Genomic DNA, 20,024 nt, shown 5'->3' with positions numbered 1-20,024 from the left:
CATTCTCCTATTAGGAAAATGGCTGCATGTTAAAATTAATAATGCTAAAACAATACGAAAAAGTATCTACTTTCGCATAAACGTTATCGCACAGTGCCTATTTGGTCACTTTTCACCACCTATTTCCACGTAGGTATTTGGTGTGTACTAGAAATTGGCAGGTCTCCTGGCTTTCCATCAACACGCCTCACAGCCTTCCCAGTTTCCCCAGTGGCATTTGTGATTTGCTCCGAATTACAGTTGCGGGACAGCGTCGGATTTGCACCGACTTCCCTTTTAAGCCAAACTTTCATTTGGCACCAAGTCTTACACAATATTCAATTATGCTCCTACTATAGCACATATTTCAGAATAGTAGAAATTATTTTTCAACTATTATATAAATTATTTCTATAAATATTATAGGAATTATTGTATAGTACTAAGTGAAAATAAGGTTACATTGTATTCTGTAAAAAAATTTGTTACTATAAAAAGACAATTATGAGAGGACTGATGAATGGACAATGAAGAACTAAACTATATTTTTATTTGAATTGAATGATTTCAAACACAAAATATAGGGTTAGTCTATCCATTTTTAACTATCAGTTTGCATTTTATTTGTCATGACAAATGGCAAATCACATTTATTCAGAGAAAGACTAATCCTTCCAATGCACAATTGGAGGGATTTTTTCTTGCTTTCATAGTTGATTTTGTACCTTTCATTTACCCATAAAGGAGAGGAAAAATATGAGCGATTCAAAAACTATTGTAACGCATGTAACACTCCGTATAAGTCGTTAATATCCATCTGCTTATACGGAGAAATCAACCATAGATGGATAGACCGACTTTGTATGAAAAGTAAACTGTTGCAATACAAAGGAGGAATTATCATGTCCATGATACAAGTACAAAACCTAACTTTTTCTTATCCAAGCAGCTTTGACAATATTTTTGAGAATGTCAACTTTCAAATCGATACGGATTGGAAACTTGGATTTATCGGTAGAAACGGACGAGGTAAAACAACATTCTTTCAGTTGTTATTAGGAAATTATGAGTATAGCGGAAAAATCATCTCTTCTGTAGACTTCACTTATTTCCCCTATCCAGTTTCTGATCCAAATAAATATACCCATGAAATATTTGAGGAAATTTGTCCTCAGGCAGAAGATTGGGAATGTCTACGTGAAATAGCTTACCTACATGTAGATGCGGAGGTCATGTATCGTCCTTTTAAAACATTATCCAATGGCGAACAAACAAAGGTGCTGCTTGCTGCGTTGTTTTTGACAGAGGGTCAATTTTTATTAATTGATGAACCAACCAATCACCTAGACACGGATGCACGAAAGACGGTTTCCGATTATCTTCGCAGGAAAAAAGGATTTATTTTAATTTCACATGACAGAAGCTTTTTAGATGGCTGTGTTGACCATATCCTATCGATCAATAGAGCCAATATTGACGTTCAAAGTGGAAATTATTCTTCTTGGAAGTTAAATTTTGATCGTCAGCAGGAACACGAAGAAGTAACCAATCAACGACTGCAAAAAGATATCGACCGATTAAAACAATCCTCAAAGCGTTCGTCAGGTTGGTCTAATCAAGTGGAAGCCTCCAAAAACGGCACAACCAATTCAGGTTCCAAACTGGACAAAGGCTTTGTTGGACATAAAGCAGCCAAGATGATGAAACGAGCGAAGAACCTAGAATCCAGACAACAAAGAGCTATTGAGGAAAAATCAAAACTGCTAAAAAATGTTGAAAAAACCGAGTCATTGAAAGTAGAGCCATTGGCATATCCATCAAAAGAAATGGTTGTTGTCACGGATGTATCGATTCGGTACGATGACCATATCGTGAATAAGCCTATTAGCTTCAAAGTGGCACAAGGGGATCGAGTTGTTTTAGATGGCAAAAATGGAAGCGGAAAAAGTAGTATGTTAAAACTTATTCTAGGTAATCCCATCCAACATACAGGCTCGATAAAGTTAGCTTCAGGTCTAGTCATTTCCTATGTTCAGCAGGATACATCCCATTTAAAGGGATTGCTATCGGAATTTATTGAAGAGCATGGTATTGATGAGACGTTATTTAAATCAATCCTGCGCAAGATGGATTTTGAGCGTATTCAATTTGAGAAGGATATCTCTCATTATTCTGGTGGGCAAAAGAAAAAGCTGCTGATTGCTAAAAGCTTGTGTGAGAAGGCTCATTTATATATTTGGGATGAACCACTCAATTTTATTGATATCTATTCACGCATGCAGATTGAAGAGCTCATAAAAAGCTCTCATCTCACAATGGTGATTGTTGAGCATGATCAGGCATTTCAACAAACTGTAGCAACGAAAACGATAGCTATGTCATAAAGAGAAGAATCCATTTATGGATTCTTCCTTTTTAATGATATTGAAACCAATGGATCCATTTAGAATTTGTCTCTTTCACGATATATAGCTCACCTAGTGATGCACTTTGCGCTGGCAGTAATCTTGGAAACCTTAATCGAACAAACCAGGAGTGATTAGCCACATTTTCTCCACAGAAGTTCACCGCCATTTTATAGTAATTCTCCTCCATGCCAGTTAATATGGGCATGGGCTTTATCACCTCAATTTGCCACTCCTGATAATCAGGGCTTGAGCCATATACTTTTGGAATGATGTCAGCTAATGCTTGACTAAGCTCGTCTTTGTCTTTCACCGTTGTTTTCATCAATACATCTGGATTTGGACATTTTAAGCCTTCAGGTTCTGACCCCGAAGTAGCTGTTGGAAATAACAAAAGCATACATAAAAAGGGCAGTATTATTTTTCCCATTGTTCAATTCCCTTTCTTTAAAAATGCTCGATAATTTGCTGTGATTGGTGCACTCTATAAAGTATCATCCTGCAGAAAGGTCACTATTCCATGAAAAAATTTGCTTATGTTTTAATGTTTATCTTCACTATGTTCATTCTGCCATGTAAGATTTATGCGCAAAGTGAACAAGCTGATGAGCAACTAATCAGGGACACATTCATTACAATCCTTAATCCATTTATTGAAAAGGAAATTGATCATTACTATGGCTATCCTAAGCAGTATGGCTTGTATGATGTGAAAATTTTAAAAATTGTCAAAGAAAGTCAGTTTAGCTTTAAAGTTAGCGTGGAAGTTACGACCTTTGAGCATGCGCATTCCCCACCCTACAGTAAGGAAATCATTACGTTTGAAGTCAGTCCAACTGGTGTCATCACACTTCGCTATATACATGAGGCAGATGATGTAGAAAAGGCAATAAACGCATTCTATAGGGCAACACTGTTAGATATACAGTAGAGTTTTAAGCTGGACTTAGCATCTTATACTTCCTACCGATACGATCAATTGCAATATCAAGCTGAAATTAATAATGATATGAAATCCCTTGCTATGATTGCAGAGGAAATAGTGACCCATATTTTATTTCCTGAGCGAAAGATTCCCTACAAAAATGTCATAGACCCTGTCACTTTTATCAAGGGTAATATAGGTTATATGCTCTTTAAAAGAGCGGATGGTACAAATGTAAGCTATCAGCTGCAAAAGAAAGACGGCACATGGATCGTAACAGATAAAACAAGTAAGCCAGGTAAGAAAATGGAGGATCTGTTACCGTGGTATATATAGAAAAATGAAGCCAACTGATTCCATCAGTTAGGCTTCATTCTTTAAGAGCGTTTGCATCATACTTTTTATAATTCCCATGTGAAAATTTTCATGGTTCATATGAAAGACAACCATATCACCTAATGTTTTCATACCTAAAAAAGGTTCTTTAAGCGGTTCATGTAGATGTCCTGCACAAGCTTGTTCAATCAGAATTGGTTGTTCCTCTAGGAGTATAATAATTTGATCCATTGTTGGCGGTTGCTCAGTCCAGTTATCTGGTTTACTGCCACTAGGAAACATTACATGATAGGATAGAGGCAAATGCCTTTCTTGTGTAACAGCTGGAAAAATGGTATGATCCCAACCAACTAATAGATGACCAGCATTCCAACGAATATTGTTATGATGTCCTGCGGGTATCTGATCAGCAATATTCTCAGGGATCGTACGTAGAAATTCAACAGTCCAATTACGCCACATTTTCATTTGCATAAATAATTGTGCTTCGTTCATATACTAGCTCCCTTTCTACACGTTTTCAGTTATATTCAATACCATGGATTAAATTAATTTATAGTAAATTACGGTTGCTTCTAATTCTCCATCTGGTGAAATAGTATATTGAGGAATTTTCCCCACTTCTTGATAATCTAATGATTTATATAATTTATTGGAAGGATCCCCTTCTCTCGTATCTAAAACTAGCAAGGAGCGGTTTTCTTGTTTTGCTCGTTCCTCTGCTTGTTGCATCAGCGCTCGTCCAATACCGTTGCGTCTAAAGTTGGGATGTGTCATTAACTTGCAAATTTCAGCACGATGAATGCCATTTGGTTTGCTAGTTAAATGCAATTGAATACTACCTGCAATTTCATTATTTATTTTCGCAATGAATAGTAAGACATCTGACGCTAAGACAGATTGCCAATATTTTATCGCTTGTTCTTGTGTGAGTGGAGGTAAAAAACCTATGGATGCTCCTTCATCTACGACCATAATCAATAATTCAGTAAGCTTCTCCAAATCTTGCTCAATATGGTGAAGCTCAATTATTTCAATCTTTTGCATGCCGAAAGAGCATCTCCTTTTTATAAAATTATTACCTACTATTAAAACAGAAATTACTTTTCCGAAATCGTTTCTAAACGTTGAGTAAGAACTCGTTGTATTTTCTATAAAATTTTTCTGGCACGGGGAGATCAATTTCAGCTAATTTTGCCTCTATAGATTCAAATAATTTTATACATTCTTGTTTCCTATTTTGTTGAATTAAGAATTCTAACAATTGAAACATATACTGTTCATTGTATTCGTCTAGCTCTAAAAGCTTTTGTAGGCAATTATACTTTAATAAAGTGTGGGCAACGTCTGTACGTGCAATATACTGTTCAAGCACATGTAATACAGATTGCTTTAAGCGGAGCCTGATTTGATTAACCCATAAATACTCCTCATCTATTAAAAAATCACCCTCATAGCAATTCAATAACTGCTGAATGGATTTCTCATCATGTTGATCCTGCTCCAATAGTTGATTCAGCTCATCATAATCAGTTTGAATTTCCGCATTTAATTTATAGTGATTATTGACCAAGAGTATGGGATCTTGAATACCATTGTCCTTTAATATCTTTCTTAAATGATAAATAGTTGTATGTAAATTACTAGCTGCCTTTTCAAAGTTCAAATCTGGCCACAATTCCTCTAAAAGAACTGCATTTAACATAGGCCGTTTTTGGTGAAATAGTAAATATAAAAATAGTTCACGTACTTTTCTTGTTCGCCACTTAATCACATTATGTTGAACATCCAGTAGATAAAAGCTGCCTAATGTATGCGCATATAATGAGTTTTTCTTCTCATCCCTCGGCGCCACCGTCACGACCATTTTTTTCTGTGCTTTTGTTAACGCATTAATCAGTCGTTTTTCCTGTACTGGCTTTAATAAATAATCTGTTGCCTCAACTTCAAAAGCCTCCACGGCAAATTGTGTATGAGCTGTAACAAAAATGATTTGTAAGGATGGTTGCTTGTGTAGGAGATGCTTTGCAAGTTGCATACCGTGTGTGTCAATCATTTCAATATCTAAAAACACTAAATCAATTATTTCTTTTTCAAGAAACTGGAGGGCCTCAGTTGGATTTGTAAATGTTCCCTTAATGTTAATCTGAAATTGGGCAAGTTGTTTAACCATAATAGATAAAACATCAATGGCCAATTTTTCATCATCAACGATCATTATATTCATGTGACACCACCCTCTGGTAATAAAATGACAATTGTTGTTCCCTTTCCTTCTTCGCTGTAAATTCGTAAACTAGCATTTTTTATTAATTTAAATTTTTTTAATGGATTCATAAAGCCAATTCTTGTACTTTCTTCATTTAGCAATTGGTGCAATTTTTCTTCTGAAATTCCTACACCATTATCATAGATTTTAATTCTTACAAATTGTCCCTCTCTCTGTAGGCTTAATTCTATGGTCCCTCCCTCTACTTTCTTAGAGATCCCATGGAACACTGCGTTTTCAATTAAAGGTTGAATGGACAATGCAGGGATTCCTAATTGTATCGATTCGTCAATATCATATTTAATACGTAAACGATCTCCAAAGCGCATTTTTTCAATTGATAAATAGGCTTTTACAAGCTCCATCTCCTCATCAATGGGGACAATGCTATTTCGATAATGAACATTCAGTTTTGCACGGAAATAAGTGGCTAAACAATAAAGAGCTTCACGTGTGTTTTCCATATCTGTATAACTTAAACCAATAATCGTATTAAGTGTGTTATATACAAAATGTGGTGTGACCTGTGAATATAAATAGTTCATTTCTACTTCGATTGCATCGATTGATGATTGTCGAACAGCCAATAAAGATTCAATACGAATAAAAAGTTCATCGGTAGAAATCGGCTTTTGTAGATAATCATTCGCCCCTACTTTTAACGTTTGCAGTAAGTCAGATTGCTTCATAACTGTAGTTAAGATAATTATTGGTAGTTCCAGCATATCATATTGTTTACGTACACGTTTACATAACTCATAACCTGACATCCCATTCATCATTAGGTCGATTAACATACAATCTACATGATTGGTTTTAATATAATCGATCGCATCAAAGCCGTTATCTAAGGCGATCACTGTATATCCCTTTAAACTTAGTGCTTCCGTTAAAGTTTTTATATTGACATGGTTGTCATCTACCACCAGTATTTTTTTATCACTTCCTTTATAAATAAGGGGCAGTCGAAGCTGTATTTCTGTATCTGTATGTGATGTAATGGTAGCTTGTTCATTACTTACGTTTTCTAGTGTTGAGAGGGGCATTGTAAATGTAAATGTTGTCCCTTCCCCTACAGTGCTTGTCACATAAATGTTACCATTTAATTTTTCAACAATATTTTTAGTGATACTTAGTCCCAAACCTAGCCCTTCTTTATTATGATGATTGTTTCCTTGATAAAAGGCGTTAAAAATACGATCTAATTCTTGTGTCGGAATTCCACAGCCTGTATCACTTACTTGGATGACCATCTGCTCCTGTTCAACATGCGCAGTGACTATGATTGTTCCATTTTGTGTGAATTTAATTGCATTATGCAGCAAGTTATATAAAATTTGTTTAAAGCGTAATTCATCCGTGTAGATCTTTGGCAAATCTAAGTTTATCTCTGCTGTTACCCTTACTTGACTATTTTTGGGCATAAGACTACGAATTTCGGCTACTACCTCATGTATAACAGATAGAGATACACTGCGTAGACTAATCCTTACTTCCCCTGTCATTTGATTAGAAGAAAACAATAAATCTTCTACTAAATGACCTATGCGCTGTGTAACGCTGTGAATTAGAATAACTTGCTCCTGTTGAGATCGTTTTAATGGTCCTTGAGCACCTTCCATTAAGGATCTGGATATATTTAATATTCCGTTTAGGGGGGCACGGAGTTCATGCGAAGTTTTCAGAAGAAATTCATTCTTCATTTGATTATGTTCAAGCAATTCTTCTGACAATGCTGCTATTTTTAAAACAGCTTTATTGGCACGATAATTTAATAATGAGGCAAAGCCAAATAATATTAGTAAAAATAACATAAATTCTGTATAGTCAAAAGGCATCCCAAATAAAAAGTTACAAATGAGTAAAATAGAATAACAACTAATCGCTGTAATAACTATTAGCACATAACGCACAGCCTCTAAACGTTTTAGCATGACCTTTATAAGCAACCATATATTATAGAAAATAACTGGAGCCGTGACACTGATATAGATTATTTTTCTCATAATCATTTCAAATTCTGAGGAGGCCCTTTCATTTTTTGTAAAGGGATTATAGATACCGTACATAACAAACACGATACCAAGTAATATGGCAAGCGTGTATAAAATTTTTCTTTCTAGTAATTGTGGATACATCGCATTTATAAAAAATGTTAAAGCAAGCAGTGCGAGTGGAATGATTCCTAATTGCAGACGTAATTGATTGACCGTCGATAGATCAGTGAATAAAAGGAAAAACACCTTTTGATTGATAAACGACATATAAAATCCTAATGAAATAGTAAATAGACCAAAGAATAACTCTTCCTTACGCTTGCGATTCTGTAAAAATGTAAAGACATAGATCGCACCAACTATAATATGACCTATACTCACTACTATATCTAAAAACACTTTCCAGTGATAATGCTTTTGAATAGCCTTCATCGTACCAAATTCAATAGGATAAACAATTCCAGCCTGAGGATAATTGTAATTTGCAACATGGATGACAATGTCTAGTCTTTTATTGACACTAGGAGAAAAAACGGTATATTTATCATCATTTTCAGATGCATATGCGCTTAAAACAGTACTTGGATTTCCTTTAGCCCCCACCTCAACGCCATTAATGAATACACGACTAGCTTGACGAATCGTTCGAATATATAGGCCGTAAACTCCATCTGATGGTACCTCTATGTTGACGTGATAGGTTCCCACCGAAAGCCCCTCTTCATTTGGCTCTACATATGCTTGCCAATTAAAGGGTATATTTAAATCCAGTTTTTTATGTTGATAGCTATCAAAATTTTCCCCCAAAGAAATTAATACATTTGGATAAAAGGCCCATTCTCCTTCTAGCTTTACAGGCTTTAATAATTGCTCTTCCTCTAACTTTCCTATACCTTTATGTATAATTTTTGGCTGATTAGTGGAGAAATAATGCCAATTACCAATAAAAAAAACAATCACAAAAAGCATGATTATACTTACAATAATTATGATATTTTTTTTCATTTTCGTGCCCCCAAAGATCGATCATTTATGATGTATCTTTACATCATATTGCTCACTGTTTTTACAATCAACCCTTTTTGAGATAGTAGCATACTGTGTTTGAACAAAATCTAAACAAACAATAATAATACCTTTCTTGATGTTTTGTTTGTTGTTATTTTAAAAAAATGATTGTGAGCGGATTAAAAATTTTTATTAACCTCTGGAAACATGTGAAGTGAATTGTTTTCAATAAATTACTATTGTCTAAATAGACTTTCCACATTATTGAAGGAAAATATTAATCATTAAAATTTTTCTAAAAAAATGTTATTATCAGAAAGGATTTTGATTGATGGAGGATTTTGATGAAGGTTGATTTTGAAGAGTTATTAAATGGTGTTTTTTCATCTTTACAAACTATTGATGGAGTAAAATCCGTGAATTCCATTCTTGAAGTACTAAAGGATCGAATTATTTTCCCTGAGATTACCACTTTAATATTGAACACTAGGTTTGAACTGGTTTATTTATTTAACGAGCAGAAAGTAGTGTTTAAAACATTAAAAGAAGTATTGATTGATTCAAATTATATAGAAGAAATTAATTTAATCAATCAACATTGTCATTCAATTGAAAGTATTCTAAATGACTTTGTTCACACAGATACACTTAAAAATTATTCTTTAAGTCTCCTTTCCTTTAAATATAAAGAGAAAATTCCGAATAGTTAATATTGTGGTGGTGAAAACGTCCAAAAAATGGAGTGTGGCAAGTGTTTTTTCTCCAAACTCCATTTTCCAGACGCTAGACCTAGTATTTCTGTTGATATAAAATGGTTTGGGCAATTCCGATAAAATATTCGGATTCTACAATGATATGATTTAATACAACTTTAGCTGTAGGATTTGCGCTTATCGGTTGACTTTCTTGCATAAGCGTTTGGCAAAACTGGATAAATTGATCACTCTGTTGCAAACAGAAGGAAGTAAGCTGTAAAATATCCTGAAACAGAGCTGGAGAAACTTGTCCCTGGGAACGATTGACGGTTTCTATATATCTCACAACTTGCTGATGTGTTTGAGCGAAAGCTTTTTCCCATTCCTTTAACGCATCGACATATTGCTGCTCCAAATCTTTCACAAGCTCTCTTATTACTACTGTATGCTCCTCTTCTTGATGTTTCCAAAATTCAGCTTCATCTAATACACGTAATGGCATTTGATGGCCATAGTAAAATTGCATAAAAATCCCCTCCCACTTATCTCTATTATGTATATACAAGAAATGTGGAAATAGAACTTTGAAAGAGATTCACGTCATAGTAGAACTGTTAAACCAAGCATTGTTTAATAGCTTAATGCCTGTGTCAATCTCATCTTCCGCTAGATTAGCAAATCCAAGTAATACCTTTGCAGGCTGAACAACCAATGGATTTTCATAAAAAATAGATGTTGGGTAGACCTTAACACCAGCCATTTTTGCTGTATCAATCAATTCCTCTTCAGTCATCTTATTTTTTGGTTCAAGTAAAATATGTAAGCCACTGCTGGCTCCATAAATTTTCCCATTTTCCCCGAACTTTTGTTGAATGGACTTTAGTAATGCCTCATATCTTCGCTTATAACTATTTCGTGTTTTATTCAAGTGTCTCTCCCAATACCCACTCTCTATAAATAGCTGTAATGTATGCTGATGGAGTCTAGACACAGTTTGAACATAGTAATTGTTTTGATGAAATAAATCCATTAATTTTCTAGGTAATACCATATAGCTTAGCTTAATGGCTGGAATCAAAGATTTTGAAAAGGTGCCCATATAGATGACGCGATCACTTGAATCTAATCCCTGTAGTGCAGGAATCGGTTTTCCAGCATATCGAAATTCCCCATCATAATCATCCTCGATGATATAAGCATCTTCTTCCTTAGCCCACTCTAGTAATGCTAATCTTCTTGAGATAGGCATAACCGTTCCAAGGGGAAATTGATGGGAGGGTGTGACATAAACAGCCTTGATGTTATTGTTTCTTAAGGGATCGATATGAATACCATGCTCGTCAAGTGGGATTGGTTTCACCTTTATACCATTATCTTTAAACAAGTAACGAACGCGATAATAACCTGGATCTTCCATAGCAAAAAGCTCATTCCGTCCAATTAGGTTACATACGATACCAAGAAGAAACTGCAAGCCTGCTCCTATAACGATTTGCTCTGCACTGCATTGCACCCCTCTTGATTCATAAAGATAGCTTGCCATATAATTTCTTAATTCCAGCTCTCCCTGTGGATCTCCATATAAAAGGAGTTGAGCCTGTTCTTCATCAAGGCTCTGCATTGATAATTTACGCCATATTTTAAAGGGAAAATCTTTTAAATTAATATCTCCATAATTAAAATCGTACTTAATTGCTGGTCGTTCTTGTTTCTGCTGAGTCGCTAATTGTGGTTCAAAATGATGAGGGCCTCCTTGAAAATAACCTTTTTCAAGATCAACCACATATAGTCCATCTCGCTCTTTACTTATCACATAGCCCTCTGCAAGGAGCTGCTGATAAGCTGCATCTACAGTGTTGCGACTAATCTGTAAATGTTTAGCTAGACTACGCTGAGACGGCAATTTGCTTTGAGCCCTTATCTTTCCATTTTGAATTTCTGCTTTTATATAGTTATATAATTGAAGGTAAAGTGGTTCCTCATTATTCAGGTTTGGTGTCATTTCGAGCATGATTCTTGGCTCCTTTAGAAATAGCGTTATTGGCACTTTTATGAGGTGCCAGTGATTGATTATAATAAAATCTACATTGTTGAGTAGAAAATGTAAAGACGTGCCTACGCAATTATTTGTTTATTCGAAAAACTCACGATGATTTTATGTATAAGGAGAGGTTTCCATGTATGTTCCTAAGTATTACAAAGTATCGGATTTAGAAGAAATCAAAGAATTTATTCAACATAATTCCTTTGCAACAATCGTTTCAATTCGAAAAGGTAAGCCTATTGCAGCCCATATACCCGTGTTGCTGAAAAAAATCGAGGATGACTATTATCTGACAGGACACTTAGCCTATGGTAACCCTTTATGGAAGACCTTTGAGGAAGTACAAGACATTCTCGTGATATTTAATGGTCCACATGCCTATATCTCTTCTTCTTGGTATGAGCATGAAAATGTGCCAACCTGGAATTATCAAGCTGTCCATGTATATGGAAAGGCAAGTCTGATTGAAGGAATAGCTTTAGAACAAGATTTGACTAGCTTACTTGAAAAATATGAGTCATTCCGTGAAAATCCTGTGTTGTGGGATAAACTATCTCCTGAGCTTTTGCAGCAAGAAATGAAAGGAATAAAAGGGTTTAAAATAAAGGTGGAAGAAGTGCAGGCAGCCTATAAATTAAGTCAAAATCGAAATGCTAGTGATTACGCCAACATAATAAAGGAACTTTATAAAGAGGAAAATCCACATGCTGATGCTTTAGCTGAGGCGATGAAGAAAAATAGAAGCCATTAAAATAGCAGGCAGAAATGTTGTGAATCAACGTTTCTGCCATAAAATTTAGGCAAGTGTTTTCGTCATGATAAGATCAATTTGTTCTTCATCACCCATATAAAATGAATGGGCGCCTGTTTGGACAAAGCCTATTTTCTGATAGAAACCGATGGCACTGTCATTTTTCTCCCAAACCCCTAGCCAAATGCTTTTTTTGTTTTGAGACACAGCCTCCTCTATTGCTTTATTCATAAGGTATTTGCCAAGCCCTTTTCCTTGATATTGATGTCGAACATAAATTCTCTCCACCTCTAATGACTCATCCCCCATTAGTTCGGATTGTGCTTCGTTGATATTTACTTTTAAATAACCAGCTATTTCTTCCTCATAATAGATAAAATAGAATGCTGAATCCAAATTGGCCAATTCCTTCTCTAGCTGTTGCTTATGAAAGGCACGCTCTAAATAAGCCTTCATATTTTCAGGGGAGTTCTGGTCTTTAAATGTATCATTAAATGTTTCAATACTTATTGCTTGAAGCTGTTTTAAATCTGCGTGCTCACACTTCTCTAATTTAACAGACATTGATTCCACTCCTTTGTTGTAAACTCTTTCTGGATTTTATATTGCAAATGCAATAAAAAGAGTATATAGTCAATTTAACGCAATTTTGTTGTATTTGCAATAAAAATAGTAGGAGGAGGTCTTTTTGTTGAAATATGTCTTTTATGTAGTGGGCATTTTAATTTTAACGCTAGGTATTTCGCTCACGATTCAATCTAAACTCGGCACATCACCTTTCGATGCGCTTCTAGTAGGATTATCTAAAAATGTGGGGCTAACTGTAGGTAGTTGGGAAATCATCTTAGCTCTCCTATTAATAGGTAGTAATTCCCTATTAGCTAGACAAAGACCTGAAATTTTAGGGTTGGTTACTGCATTGATCACTGGCATAGGGATTGATATGTGGTTATTTTTATTACATGATATAGTATCCCCAGATCTTTGGTTTAGCCAAGCTGTCTGTTTTACCACTGGATTAGTTGTGGTTGGGTTAGGAACGGCAACTTATTTACATACAAATTTTGCACCAATTCCTGTAGATCGACTTACTTTGATCATCAAAGAATTAACAAGAAAAACGGTTTTCTTCTCAAGAACCCTTATTTATATTTTATTTTTAATGTTAGCTATCATTTTTAATGGCCCCATCGGTGTCGGGACATTATTAACAGTTTGCTTAGGTGGTTATATCCTCCATTTTTTTATGCCGATAACTGGAAGAATACTAGATAATATACTGAACAACTCCTAAAATATAAAACCAGATTCTCGTTCAAGAATGAGCTCTGGTTTTGATGACTAATTTTCCCCAAGTTCCACACCGTATTGATTGAAAATGGCTTGGTATTTATTTTGAAAAATGGACCACCTCTGTTCGGTTCCATGCTTCTTCTGCAATGCATTATAATAGAGCTTTGCTGTTGTTACATCATTGGCTTGTAATAACAAATGAAAACTTTCTTCGCCCAAGTGCAAAAATGGCCCTGCTATATAATAATCAACAATGGATCTTGCAGAAATCATCGTTTCATAGAAATTATGAACCTCCTCTAACCCCAGCAGCAATAATTTTGTTAATTCGTCCAAATTTGTAGTGGCTGTGATGGAAAATCGATCAGGTGCATCTTCGACAATGGAGTTAATCCTTGCTCGGAAGTGACATTCTGCTTCTTTGGGTGCTGTCACCATTTCTCTTGATTGTAGTCGTGCTAGCTCTGCCGCGTATATCCCACAGTTCACATAAAACATCATAGTATCGACTGTATTACCAGAAGATTTTTGGAAATTGATCAGATAGATAAGGTTTTCGGTTTTTCGATAGAAATTCAATCCTTTCTTTTTAAAGCCTAGCTTGATTAGAAATGGCTTGATGTCCTGTTTTAATAATTCATTAAAAATTTGCTGCAATGGAATACCTCCTTCTCGTTTAGTATTCTTTCGATTTATGTTTCCTTATTATTTCATTAGCTCGCAGCTGTATTTCTTCATGTTGAACCTACTTATTTTATTATAGTTTAACGTATCCATTGCTCAAAAACATAAATTAAGGCTAACTTTTCCTATCTAACAGTAAACGACTTTGCAGTTACGGGAGCTACATAAAAGCAGAATTTCCTACCACTATCCTTAGTGTCATAACGTAGTATCACCAAAAAATAATAATGTTTAAATAACCGTTATGCTGGAAAGCCACTATTACAATAACGATTTTTCAATTGGATAAAACGTTTAAATTAACACTTATGTCCCTATAAATCCATTAATTTCATATATTTTTAGTAAAATTGCCCATTATTATTGCAAAAGTTTTACACAATTAAAATTAAGGTTTCAATTTTGGTGATTAGGGGTAATTGGTAATATTATTGAAAAATAACTCTGCCCTATTTCATGCTATTCTTACTTTAGTTCAAAGGCGAAAGCTTTTTGAGAGGAGTAAGATTGATTTGAAGAAAAAATGGTTACTACCCATTTTCGCATCGTTTATGTTCTTTACAGGTATGGGTATTCATGATGCGAAAGCGGCAACAATAGCAGATATAACAAATACAGCCAAAGCATATATAGGAGCTCCTTATAAATATGGAGGAACGGATATTAAGACAGGTGTGGATTGCTCAGCATATACACAGTTAGTTTTTTCTAAGCTAGGCATTTCATTAGAGCGTACATCTAAAGCTCAATACCAACAAGGTACTTCGATCGCAAAAGACAATTTAAAAACGGGTGATCTCGTATTTTTTAATACATCTGGAAGCGGTGTTTCACACGTTGGTATATACATAGGTGACAATAATTTTATCTCAGCTACTACAAGTTCTGGAGTTAAGGTAGATACAGTGAATGACCCATACTATTGGGGTTCACGTTATGTAGGGGCAAAACGTATTGCCAACTTCTCAGATTATGGAGAAGTAAAAGATGCGGAAATTGATTTTAGCTTATATGCATCGCGTGGAGAGGTAGCTCTTCGATTAGCTAATAAATTACATTTAGATACGAGTAATACGAATTCAAGTTTCCCAGATATTAAGCCATCGTCTAAATATGCAGGTGCTGCAGAGGCACTTAAAAAAATTGGCGTTTTTACGGGTGATGATAATGGAAAGTTCAATCCTGGTTCTCCAATGACACGTGGACAACTATCTAAAGTCTTAGTGGAAGCATTTCATTTAACACAACAAGGAACAGCTGAACAATTTATTGATGTTCCAGGCTCACATTGGGCAAATCATTATGTAGGGATCCTTGCTTCGAATAAAGTAACCGTAGGTAAAGGTGACGGCACATTCGGTGTGAACGACAATGTCACATTGGTCCAATTAGAAGCCTTTATCCAACGATTAGCTCAATAACTACTAGAATAGGTATTTCATCTATGGATGGAATGCCTTTTTTTATTCTTACTAGGTTTCCCCACCTCTATATAAAATTTCTTAAGAAAAAACGGGCGTTGCTAAACTGAAGCAACACCCGTCTACTATTATTCCTCTACCTGTTTTCCAGCAACTTCCCCACCTGTGTGATTATCATAGTTAGGCTTAACTCGCTTTATAAAGAAGGCAAGTATGAGTGCGATGGCCGCAATCAATGTGGAAAGGAAGAACGTATAATTGATGCCATGCAGCATGGCTTCGTTTAAGATTTGCTGTTTTACTTCGCTGGCAGACTGTGTCGTAGCCTGTGCTGCATTGGCACTCATATTGTTCATCGCACCTGCAGCCAGTTCCTCTGCCTTGGCAGTTGTTTTATTGTTCATAATCGTAATCAGCACCGCAGAACCAATCGCACCAGAAACCTGTTGTAATGTGTTGTTCATAGCTGTACCGTGTGGATTATTGTGTGCTGGTAGCTGATTTAAACCATTTGTCATCACGGGCATCATTACCATAGACATCCCAAACATACGTAATGTATACAGCAGCACCAATGTAGAATAAGCTGTATCCATGCTAATTTTACTGAAGTAATATGTCGTAACAATGGTAATGATCAAGCCAAATACAGCCAAGCTTCTTGCCCCGTATTTATCAAAGAGCTTCCCTGTAATCGGAGACATAATTCCCATCACTATGGCACCAGGCAGCATGAGTAGACCTGAATCCATTGGGGAAATACCACGAATGGTTTGTACGTAAATAGGCATTAAAATCATAGCCGAGAACATCGCCACCGAAATAACGATGGAGATGGCTGAGGATAAGGCAAACATTGGATATTTGAAAATCCGAAACTCAAGCATGGGCTCATCCATTCGTAGCTGACGAAGGGTAAACGTAATTAAAGCAATTGTCCCAATAATAATTGTTCCATATACAAGGATATGATCCCATCCTTTTTCACCTGCGGAACTAAAGCCATAAAGCAAGCCGCCAAATCCAATGCTTGATAGAATAAGAGAAATTACATCGAGCTTAATGGCACGTTGTGGTGTCACATCCTTTAATTTAAAGGCTGCAAAAATTAAAGTTAAAATGGCAATTGGTAGCACAAGATCAAATAACATTCTCCAGCTATAATGCTCGATTATCCAACCAGAAAGCGTCGGCCCGATCGCTGGAGCTGTAATCATGACAAGACCGAACATCCCCATTGCAGCTCCTCGCTTTTCAACTGGAAATGCAGTTAGCATCACATTCATTAATAAAGGCATCATGATTGCTGAGCCTGCAGCTTGGATCATACGTGCTGCTAATAACACACCAAATGCAGGTGCAATACTAGCTAGAAATGTACCTAATGTAAACAGAGCCATCGCTGTAATAAATAATTTTTTATCTGTAAATCGTTGAATGAAGAATGCACTGGCAGGAATTAAAATACCGTTAATTAGCATATAGCCTGTTGAAAGCCATTGTACTGCAGTGGCTTTCACATCGAATTCGTCCATAATGGCTGGTAGTGCAATGTTGAGTAAGGTCTCATTTAAAATAGCAACAAAGGCCCCGATAAATAAAATGGCAATCATGCCATAAGGCGCTTTTGTCTCAACTGAAATGGTTTTCTCTGACATATAGTATCAGTCCTACTTTCTTTATCTTTTTCAATTTCATTCACATGTTTAGGAAGCCATTTGATTGTCTCAAACAATGGAGCTTCTTCGTGTGTTTGTTCCCCCAATCTGCTGTTTTGCCCCTGCTGATTTCATCGCAACCACCCCTCAAAAAAATTAAAATTAAAATTGTTGACGACACAATAGATTGTATTGTATAATTAAAATAGGGATAATGCGCGGTATAATAATTATACAGTGTCTATCTCTATAAATTTATCACAAGACTATACATATTTCAATGTATTTCTCATAAATTTTTTCCCAAAAAGTCGATCCCTGAACTACAGGAATGCGACTTTTTTTGTTGTCGTTATTTTTTAAATAATCCTACCCTAGTGTTAATTCATAATGTAGTGGCGGCTTCTTGTAGTGTAGCGGCGATTATGCAAAACACTAATGATAGCTCCACCAAATTGTCTTCTTGCACTACTCAACTACTTTTAATGAAAAAAAGCAGCCACCTAGCATCGATTGAATATCGAGACTAAGTGGCTGGATGGTGTTTTTTTAACTAAGATTTAAGTGTCCGTATAGAAGGGGTGCCTATTTCCCCACTATACCTTTGTGGGAATTAAAATATAATAAGGTGTGACTGCCTTGATGTTTTCTCATCAGCAGCCTAAAGCTAACGATTGAGACTGTTTGAACAGGTAAAACTGAGAAAACCAACGATACTTGTTGTGAATTTTTTAAATCTCTTGATTAAAGTGTTTGCCTATTTTTATAGCGAATCAAGTGAACTACCTCTTCACTGATATCTTTCTCTTGCTACTAATAGGTTTGTCCTATCACCTTCCAGATCATAAAAAATTTCATTACTTGTGTGAATAATTGTGAATCAATCCACACTGCCATGATAGTAGTTAGCCTTGATGGATAGTTGTTATCCATGACTCTATCTTAAATACTTTCTAGCGAATTTAAACCATCCACTTAAGCACTTTCTCAGCCATCCACTTGGCTATAATTTACAAAATTACTAGAAGCTATTTAGAGCTTGTGCAAACCTTTTAATCCCCTCATTGATTGAATGAACATCCTCCCTCGCATAAGTGAAGCGTACAAAACCCTTTTTGGAGCCCATCGTAGATCCAGGAACATAAATGACGCCTCGCTTAATGGATTCCTCAAGTAATTGCGTCTCGTTATATTCCTTGAGAACATGACACCATAAATGTATCCCACCTTGAGGAATGGAAAACGTCACTTCGTCCTTTAAATACATATCGAGGCTCTGTACAATGGTATCTCGTCGTGTTTCTAATTCCTTCACTAAGTGCTTAATATGCAAATTAAAATTAGGGGATTCTAAAAAATCATTGGCAATCCATTGCGTGAAACTAGAATGCCCAAAGTCAATTTGTTGCTTGGCATCGGATAGTCGTTCGATTACAGATGTAGGACCAACAATCCATCCGATTCGTAAGCCTGAGGCTACAATTTTGGACAAAGAGCTAATATATAAAACATTCCCGTTCTTATCGAGAGATTTAAGCGTAGGCATTTTATCCCCCGAAAAAGCTGTTAGGCTATAGGGGTCATCTTCTACTACTGGTATACCTAGTTTAGAGGATATGTCTAGAATAGCTTCTCTTTTCTTTAAATCTAAGGAAGATCCCGTAGGATTATGAAAATCAGGATTTAGAAAAATCATTTTAATTCGATGTTTTTTATATAATACTTGCAAATCATCCGGGTTAATGCCATCCTTATTGACAGGAAGATAATGGATTTGTAAGCCTGCTGTTTTAAATATAGGCAGATTAAAGTTGTAAGAAGGATCTTCTATGGCGACTGCATCTCCAGGCTTTAACAGGCATTGGACAATCAAATGTAGGGCTTGCTGTGCTCCTGAAGTAATCAGTATGGAGGAAGGCTTTGTCTCAATTCCTCTGCTTTTTTTAATATGCCGTGAAAGAGTTGTCCGTAATATGTCACTCCCTAAAGGATGGTCATACCCAAGGCTACCGATAAATGAACGCGTTGCGGTAATTTCTCTCAAGGCGCTTTTGGGAAAAAGATCCTCGGATAATTCGCCAGTAGCTAGATTAATTAATTTATGTTCAATAGCCTCTTTTCTAATTTTTTGGGTAACAGGAAGGTTCGGTAAAAAGGAACCTGCCTCAATATAGCGATTCCAGCTAGGAATTCGTTTCCTCGTAATGCCCCAGATGTCTTTGCTAATGGTTGTGCCACTTCCACGATTTCGTTCAATCAGCCCCATTGCTTCCAATTCATCGTATGCATTAACTACCGTACTTCTGTTTACACTCAAAGCGTTTGCTAAATAGCGCTCAGATGGTAAGGGTTTATCGGGTGGGAATGTCCCATCTGCAATCCCCTTTTCAATGTATTCTGCGAGCTGCTTATAAATCGCTTTTTTTACTGTTCGATCAGGTTTCCAATCCATGTTTACTCACCTCAGTTATGCCTTATCCTTTCTTAGCTCTAGTAAATAAGCTAAAAAGACAATCATACTATAACAATATTTGAAACTAACCATCCATTTCCTTATTA

18 protein-coding genes and 1 riboswitch are annotated in these 20,024 nt (G+C 35.8%); of the genes, 7 read left to right on the top strand and 11 right to left on the bottom strand.

The genetic code is table 11. The features are described 5' to 3' along the window. Window positions 1–139 precede the first annotated feature (139 nt). Window positions 140–319: riboswitch (cobalamin riboswitch) on the bottom strand. A gap of 562 nt (window positions 320–881) precedes the next feature. Next, window positions 882–2,363 (top strand): Lsa family ABC-F type ribosomal protection protein, encoded by a 1,482-nt coding sequence (locus tag NYE73_RS12875; protein ID WP_048392759.1) that lies wholly within the window; start codon window positions 882–884, stop codon window positions 2,361–2,363. Window positions 2,364–2,394: 31 nt separating this feature from the next. On the opposite strand, the gene NYE73_RS12870 is transcribed toward NYE73_RS12875, so the two are convergent. After that, complete coding sequence (locus NYE73_RS12870) at window positions 2,395–2,814, bottom strand: hypothetical protein (protein ID WP_259950769.1); 420 nt, start codon at window positions 2,812–2,814, stop codon at window positions 2,395–2,397. Window positions 2,815–2,904: 90 nt separating this feature from the next. On the opposite strand from NYE73_RS12870, the gene NYE73_RS12865 reads away from it, so the two are divergent. Next, a complete protein-coding gene (locus NYE73_RS12865; RefSeq protein ID WP_227744873.1) occupies window positions 2,905–3,315 on the top strand; it encodes a DUF3888 domain-containing protein in 411 nt (136 codons plus the stop codon). A 48-nt stretch (window positions 3,316–3,363) separates the two neighbouring features. Further along, the gene (locus NYE73_RS12860; RefSeq protein ID WP_227744874.1) at window positions 3,364–3,645 is read left to right on the top strand and encodes a hypothetical protein; all 282 of its coding nucleotides are present in this window, start codon (window positions 3,364–3,366) and stop codon (window positions 3,643–3,645) included. Window positions 3,646–3,672: 27 nt separating this feature from the next. Here NYE73_RS12860 and NYE73_RS12855 read toward each other — a convergent pair whose 3' ends face one another. The 4 genes from NYE73_RS12855 to NYE73_RS12840 form a co-directional block, all read right to left on the bottom strand. Continuing rightward, window positions 3,673–4,140 (bottom strand): DinB family protein, encoded by a 468-nt coding sequence (locus NYE73_RS12855; protein WP_259950768.1) that lies wholly within the window; start codon window positions 4,138–4,140, stop codon window positions 3,673–3,675. A 48-nt stretch (window positions 4,141–4,188) separates the two neighbouring features. Continuing rightward, complete coding sequence (locus tag NYE73_RS12850) at window positions 4,189–4,692, bottom strand: GNAT family N-acetyltransferase (protein WP_259950767.1); 504 nt, start codon at window positions 4,690–4,692, stop codon at window positions 4,189–4,191. Window positions 4,693–4,765: 73 nt separating this feature from the next. Then, window positions 4,766–5,872, bottom strand: a complete 1,107-nt coding sequence (locus NYE73_RS12845) for a response regulator (RefSeq protein WP_259950766.1) — start codon at window positions 5,870–5,872, stop codon at window positions 4,766–4,768. Continuing rightward, window positions 5,869–8,916: a sensor histidine kinase gene (locus tag NYE73_RS12840; RefSeq protein ID WP_259950765.1), complete on the bottom strand. Its 3,048-nt coding sequence runs from the start codon at window positions 8,914–8,916 to the stop codon at window positions 5,869–5,871. The genes NYE73_RS12845 and NYE73_RS12840 overlap by 4 nt, the downstream gene beginning before the upstream one ends. A 347-nt stretch (window positions 8,917–9,263) precedes the next feature. On the opposite strand from NYE73_RS12840, the gene NYE73_RS12835 reads away from it, so the two are divergent. Next, window positions 9,264–9,629 carry a hypothetical protein gene (locus NYE73_RS12835; protein ID WP_048392769.1) on the top strand — a complete coding sequence of 122 codons (366 nt, stop codon included), beginning with the start codon at window positions 9,264–9,266 and terminating at the stop codon, window positions 9,627–9,629. A gap of 79 nt (window positions 9,630–9,708) precedes the next feature. Here NYE73_RS12835 and NYE73_RS12830 read toward each other — a convergent pair whose 3' ends face one another. Beyond that, window positions 9,709–10,140: a DUF2935 domain-containing protein gene (locus NYE73_RS12830; protein ID WP_054550154.1), complete on the bottom strand. Its 432-nt coding sequence runs from the start codon at window positions 10,138–10,140 to the stop codon at window positions 9,709–9,711. A 69-nt stretch (window positions 10,141–10,209) separates the two neighbouring features. Beyond that, a complete protein-coding gene (gene pdxR / locus NYE73_RS12825; protein ID WP_103118135.1) occupies window positions 10,210–11,625 on the bottom strand; it encodes a MocR-like pyridoxine biosynthesis transcription factor PdxR in 1,416 nt (471 codons plus the stop codon). Window positions 11,626–11,791: 166 nt separating this feature from the next. Here pdxR (NYE73_RS12825) and NYE73_RS12820 point away from each other — a divergent pair, with 166 nt between their 5' ends. Next, on the top strand, window positions 11,792–12,409 hold the full coding sequence (locus tag NYE73_RS12820) for an FMN-binding negative transcriptional regulator (RefSeq protein WP_237900843.1): 618 nt from the start codon (window positions 11,792–11,794) through the stop codon (window positions 12,407–12,409). Between the two features lie 45 nt (window positions 12,410–12,454). Here NYE73_RS12820 and NYE73_RS12815 read toward each other — a convergent pair whose 3' ends face one another. Further along, on the bottom strand, window positions 12,455–12,973 hold the full coding sequence (locus NYE73_RS12815; protein ID WP_259950764.1) for a GNAT family N-acetyltransferase: 519 nt from the start codon (window positions 12,971–12,973) through the stop codon (window positions 12,455–12,457). A 127-nt stretch (window positions 12,974–13,100) separates the two neighbouring features. On the opposite strand from NYE73_RS12815, the gene NYE73_RS12810 reads away from it, so the two are divergent. Further along, window positions 13,101–13,703, top strand: coding sequence for a YczE/YyaS/YitT family protein (locus NYE73_RS12810; RefSeq protein WP_131520219.1), 603 nt, complete (start codon window positions 13,101–13,103; stop codon window positions 13,701–13,703). A gap of 47 nt (window positions 13,704–13,750) precedes the next feature. Here NYE73_RS12810 and NYE73_RS12805 read toward each other — a convergent pair whose 3' ends face one another. After that, the gene (locus NYE73_RS12805; RefSeq protein ID WP_259950763.1) at window positions 13,751–14,359 is read right to left on the bottom strand and encodes a DUF4304 domain-containing protein; all 609 of its coding nucleotides are present in this window, start codon (window positions 14,357–14,359) and stop codon (window positions 13,751–13,753) included. Window positions 14,360–14,898: 539 nt separating this feature from the next. On the opposite strand from NYE73_RS12805, the gene NYE73_RS12800 reads away from it, so the two are divergent. Beyond that, entirely contained in the window at window positions 14,899–15,807 is a 909-nt protein-coding gene (locus NYE73_RS12800) for a C40 family peptidase (protein ID WP_259950762.1), read from the top strand. Window positions 15,808–15,935: 128 nt separating this feature from the next. On the opposite strand, the gene NYE73_RS12795 is transcribed toward NYE73_RS12800, so the two are convergent. Both NYE73_RS12795 and pdxR (NYE73_RS12790) read right to left on the bottom strand, forming a co-directional pair. Then, on the bottom strand, window positions 15,936–17,465 hold the full coding sequence (locus tag NYE73_RS12795) for a DHA2 family efflux MFS transporter permease subunit (RefSeq protein WP_237900835.1): 1,530 nt from the start codon (window positions 17,463–17,465) through the stop codon (window positions 15,936–15,938). Window positions 17,466–18,486: 1,021 nt separating this feature from the next. After that, window positions 18,487–19,917, bottom strand: a complete 1,431-nt coding sequence (pdxR, locus tag NYE73_RS12790; protein ID WP_054550146.1) for a MocR-like pyridoxine biosynthesis transcription factor PdxR — start codon at window positions 19,915–19,917, stop codon at window positions 18,487–18,489. Window positions 19,918–20,024 lie beyond the last annotated feature (107 nt).

It is taken from the genome of Lysinibacillus sp. FSL K6-0102 (genome assembly GCF_038003545.1).
In the GTDB taxonomy this organism is placed as follows: Bacteria; Bacillota; Bacilli; order Bacillales_A; family Planococcaceae; genus Lysinibacillus; species Lysinibacillus capsici.
The sequence above is the reverse complement of the archived record's forward strand: the minus strand, read 5'-3'. Positions and strand labels throughout refer to the sequence as shown.

What these genes read in the sequence shown, in the direction of transcription:
- NYE73_RS12875 (WP_048392759.1), top strand. Translation starts at nt 882, where the DNA reads ATGTCCATGATACAAGTACAAAACCTAACTTTTTCTTATCCAAGCAGC.
- NYE73_RS12870 (WP_259950769.1), bottom strand. Translation starts at nt 2,814, where the DNA reads ATGGGAAAAATAATACTGCCCTTTTTATGTATGCTTTTGTTATTTCCA.
- NYE73_RS12865 (WP_227744873.1), top strand. Translation starts at nt 2,905, where the DNA reads ATGAAAAAATTTGCTTATGTTTTAATGTTTATCTTCACTATGTTCATT.
- NYE73_RS12855 (WP_259950768.1), bottom strand. Translation starts at nt 4,140, where the DNA reads ATGAACGAAGCACAATTATTTATGCAAATGAAAATGTGGCGTAATTGG.
- NYE73_RS12850 (WP_259950767.1), bottom strand. Translation starts at nt 4,692, where the DNA reads ATGCAAAAGATTGAAATAATTGAGCTTCACCATATTGAGCAAGATTTG.
- NYE73_RS12845 (WP_259950766.1), bottom strand. Translation starts at nt 5,872, where the DNA reads ATGAATATAATGATCGTTGATGATGAAAAATTGGCCATTGATGTTTTA.
- NYE73_RS12840 (WP_259950765.1), bottom strand. Translation starts at nt 8,916, where the DNA reads ATGAAAAAAAATATCATAATTATTGTAAGTATAATCATGCTTTTTGTG.
- NYE73_RS12835 (WP_048392769.1), top strand. Translation starts at nt 9,264, where the DNA reads ATGAAGGTTGATTTTGAAGAGTTATTAAATGGTGTTTTTTCATCTTTA.
- NYE73_RS12830 (WP_054550154.1), bottom strand. Translation starts at nt 10,140, where the DNA reads ATGCAATTTTACTATGGCCATCAAATGCCATTACGTGTATTAGATGAA.
- pdxR (WP_103118135.1), bottom strand. Translation starts at nt 11,625, where the DNA reads ATGCTCGAAATGACACCAAACCTGAATAATGAGGAACCACTTTACCTT.
- NYE73_RS12820 (WP_237900843.1), top strand. Translation starts at nt 11,792, where the DNA reads ATGTATGTTCCTAAGTATTACAAAGTATCGGATTTAGAAGAAATCAAA.
- NYE73_RS12815 (WP_259950764.1), bottom strand. Translation starts at nt 12,973, where the DNA reads ATGTCTGTTAAATTAGAGAAGTGTGAGCACGCAGATTTAAAACAGCTT.
- NYE73_RS12795 (WP_237900835.1), bottom strand. Translation starts at nt 17,465, where the DNA reads ATGTCAGAGAAAACCATTTCAGTTGAGACAAAAGCGCCTTATGGCATG.
- pdxR (WP_054550146.1), bottom strand. Translation starts at nt 19,917, where the DNA reads ATGGATTGGAAACCTGATCGAACAGTAAAAAAAGCGATTTATAAGCAG.